Source organism: Streptomyces sp. NPDC055078 (assembly GCF_053607985.1).
Genome location: NZ_JBSGUP010000752.1, coordinates 1 through 3,807 on the forward strand (window position 1 = coordinate 1; position 3,807 = coordinate 3,807).

The 3,807-nt window shown below is 70.5% G+C and carries 1 protein-coding gene; it reads left to right on the forward strand.

Annotated features, from left to right (window positions below; translation table 11 throughout):
- The first annotated feature begins 1,610 nt into the window (after positions 1 to 1,610).
- Complete coding sequence (locus ACWF94_RS36035; RefSeq protein ID WP_453498637.1) at positions 1,611 to 3,584, forward strand: AfsR/SARP family transcriptional regulator; 1,974 nt, start codon at positions 1,611 to 1,613, stop codon at positions 3,582 to 3,584.
- Positions 3,585 to 3,807 lie beyond the last annotated feature (223 nt).

The window sequence follows — 3,807 nt, forward strand, 5'->3', positions numbered from 1 at the left end:
GCGACACCCGGACCGGTGGCTTCCCGCTCATCGCAGGGACCACCGCCCGCCCCGGCGAGCTGACGCTCCGCCGCTGGCACCGCCCGTCGTCCCGGTGCGGTTCGGGAATCGTCCCCGCGGGCCGCGGTGGCCCCGCTCGTCCGCCGTGATGGAGGCGGGGCCCTCGGCGGTGGTCACGTCCATTGCAGTCCGTGCTGCCAGCAACGAACTCGAATCTCCCTCAAACGTCCGTGCGGGGCGTGTCCGGGGCCGTCCGGCCCGCCCGCCGCGCGGTGCGCACGGGCGGCATCACCGACCGGCTCGCCCCCGGCGGGTGGGCGCCCGGCGGGCGGGGCGGCGGGAGCCGACGACGGCCGCACATCGGGGCGGAGCCGGGCAGAGCAGCGGAGGCGAGGCGTACGCGGCGCCCGGGGACGGTCGGGGACGGCCGGGACCTCCGGCGGAACGCAGGCGTCCGGTTGGAATCCGGGGCCCGGCTCCAGCAATCTTCGAGGACGTGCTCCGATGGTACTGACATGACGACCACATGCGATGGTGTCCCGTTGGGCGTAGTCGCCGTCATGCGGCAGTGGCGCCGGGAGCCGCTGGGACCGCAGGGCTGTTCCGGCCGGCTCGACGACCCGGACAGCGCCGATCCCCCTGCGGTCGAGCCAGGATCGCGTGGACCTCAAGGACGCGCGACGGCTTGCCACCGGCCTCAGGGAATCACCGGAATCACCAGCGGCGCCAGGAGGGACGACCGTCCCGGCCGCGCGGGATTACGGCCGGTGACCGGGGTGCGGCCGGCCCTCGATGCCGGGCGCCCCGCCCCACGGGTCCGCGCAGTCCCGCGCCGACTGCCCGCCTCCCCCTCCTGATGCGGGGGAGTGCCGAGGGAACCGGTTCGGTCGGCGATCGGTCCGGTATCGGGGGCCATCGTCCCGCGCTGCCGGGCGCCGTGGCCGTGACGCGTCGGGCAGGGAAAGCGCCACTGCCGGCCCCCCGGCGACCCCGCCGCACCGGCCCGTCCGGATACGGCCCGGACACGGGCTCGCGCGGGAATTCCCGTCCGTACGGCACCGGACACCTCGGCCGGTGCCCGCATCCGGCCTTGCGGCCCGGGGCGTTCCGTTCACCGGAACGGTATGAGTGTCGCCTGCAACCAGATGAATTCCATGGGTGGTTTGCATGACCCGAAGCGGAATCCGGACAACTCTCTCATCGTCCTTCAGCCAGATGCACTGTTGACGCCAGCAATCCGTCACTCGCGCGACCCCCGGCCGCCGACTGCCCGGCGCGCACGCTCGTGCGCCGGGGTCCGCCGTACCGTCGCGCGCTGTGACCGCCGGTGTGCCATGCGTCCAATGCCCTGGTCACATGCCCGCGCCGGGGGTCCGTCCGGCCGTTCTCGCGGCGGCGGCACCGCGCTTCGGGCCCGTGGGCAGGGCGCTCGGAGGCACGCCCGCGCCGGCCCTGCCGGTGGCCGTGGGTGGCGACCTTAAGTCTGTGCAGTGCGTCTGCAAATGGCCTTGTTCAATCGATATCGAAGGGATAATCTGACGCGAAGGAAGAGCTGATCTCGTGCAGAAGAAGCAGCGTCGTTGATCGGGGGACGTGAGATGGACTTCCGAATGCTCGGGCCATTGGAAATTCTGGATGGTCAGCGTAATGTCGTGCCTACCGCACCCAAGCCACGCCAGGTAATCGCCCTTCTCCTTATGCGAAGAAATACCCTGGTGCAGACCTCGGAGCTGATTGACGAACTGTGGGAGAACGATCCTCCCGCAAGCGCGATGACCACCCTTCAGACGTATATCTACAAGCTTCGAAAGATTCTGACGGAGCGCAATGAAGAGGAACTTCTCTTCACCAGGCCGGGTGGCTATACGCTGACGATTCCGGATGCGTGGACCGACCTCCATCAGTTCGAGGTCGATGCCGACGACGGAATGGCACTGCTGAAGAAGGGGGACCCGGCGGCAGCGGCCGGGGTGCTCCAGCGGGCCCTGACCCTGTGGCGGGGGTCGGCACTGGTCGATGTCGTACCCGGGGGCCTGCTGTCGTCCTACGTGACGCGGCTGGAGGAGTTCAGGGAGCGCACCCTCGATCTGCGGATCGAAGCCGACCTTCAGCTGGGGCGCCATCAGGAGCTGATCAGCGAGCTGAAGTCGCTCGTCCTCAGCCGCCCGCTGCACGAGAACGTGCACGCCTCGCTGATGATCGCGCTCCATCGCTCCGGCCGGCGCCATGAGGCGCTGGAGGTCTATCAGGTGCTGCGGCGCAGCATGATCGACAACCTCGGCCTTGAGCCCGGCCAGGAGCTGCGGGCGCTGCACCAGGCGCTGTTGTCCGAGGCGCCGGTGGGAGTGCCCTACGAGCAGCACCAGCCGGTGGTGACCGAGCACCGCCCGGCCGTCCTGACCCGGCCCGAGGCCGAGGAGGCGGTGGCGCCCCGCCCTGGCGCCCGGGGCATCCCGGTGCCCGCGCAACTCCCGGCGGATCTCGCGGACTTCACGGGCCGGGAGCCCATCGTCGGCCAGGTCCCGTCCGTCCTGGCATGGGGCGAGGAGGGCACCAGACCGCCCCGTACCGCCACCGCGGTGGGAGTCATCAGCGGTATGCCGGGGGTGGGGAAGACCGCGCTGGCGGTGCATATGTCCCACACCGTCCGGTCGTCCTTCGAGGACGGACAGCTGTACGCGGATTTATGCGGCTCCACCGGAATGGGCCTGGAACCCGGGGAGGTGCTCCACGGATTCCTGCGGGCCCTCGGTCTCGCGGAATCCCAGATTCCCGACGACCGGGAGGAGCGGTCCAAGCTGTTCCGGTCCACCACGGTCGACCGGCGGCTGCTGCTCGTCCTGGACGATGTGGCGTCGCTGGCCGACGTACGTCTGCTGCTCCCCGGCGGTGCGCAGTGCGCCGTCATCATCACCAGCCGCAGACGGCTGCACGGTCTGGGCGGTGCCTGGAACATCAGCCTCGACGCCATGGACCTGGCGGAGGGCAGCGAGCTGCTCGCCCGCATCATCGGGCCCGCCCGGGTGCAGCGGGAACGTCACGCCGCGAACCAGCTCGTGGAGACAGTCGGCGGCCTTCCCCTGGCGGTGCGGTGCATCGGGGGCCGGCTCAGCGGGAGCCCGGGCCTTCCCCTGGCGGGCCTCGCCGTACAGCTGAACTGCTCGGAGAAGCTGCTGGACGAACTCCGGCTCGGCGAACTCGACGTACGCTCCCGGTACGACTTCAGCTACGAGCGGCTCGGCCGGGTCGAACGGAGCGTATTCCGGCTGCTGAGCATTCTCCCCCCGAAGCAGTTCACCGCCGATTCCGTCGTCGAACTCCTCGGCAGCGACAGCCGAACCGTCGAGGGGGTCCTGCAACGCTTCGTCGACAGTCATCTGATCAATATCGTCCGGTGGGAGAACGATGCCGTCTACTACTCCTTCCCCGAGCTGACGCGGGCGTACGCCCGGGAGCGGCTGCTCGACGCCCTGGCGAGCAACGAACTGGTGAACGTCAGCGGGCACACACCGGTGGACCAGGCCCTGTGCACCGGCGACGAGACCTCGGGTGACCGTCGGGCCTGGGCGGACATCCTCACCTGACGGCACCTGACGGCACCTGCACCTGACGGCCCCTGACGGCAGTTGTTGGCAGCTTGACGGCAGCCGCCGTCACCGGGCAGCTCCTGGCGGCCCGTGGCGGCTCCTTGGTGGCGTACGTCCGTCACGGCGACCCCGTGACGGACGTACGCGTCGGGACGCAGGAGAACGCGCGGGGCGCCGTCGCACCGGCGGGCACCACCCGTGACCGCCCGCCCCCCGGTCC

Bases quoted from the DNA above. Each gene is read 5' to 3' on its own strand.
- ACWF94_RS36035 (WP_453498637.1), top strand. From the start codon at position 1,611: ATGCTCGGGCCATTGGAAATTCTGGATGGTCAGCGTAATGTCGTGCCT.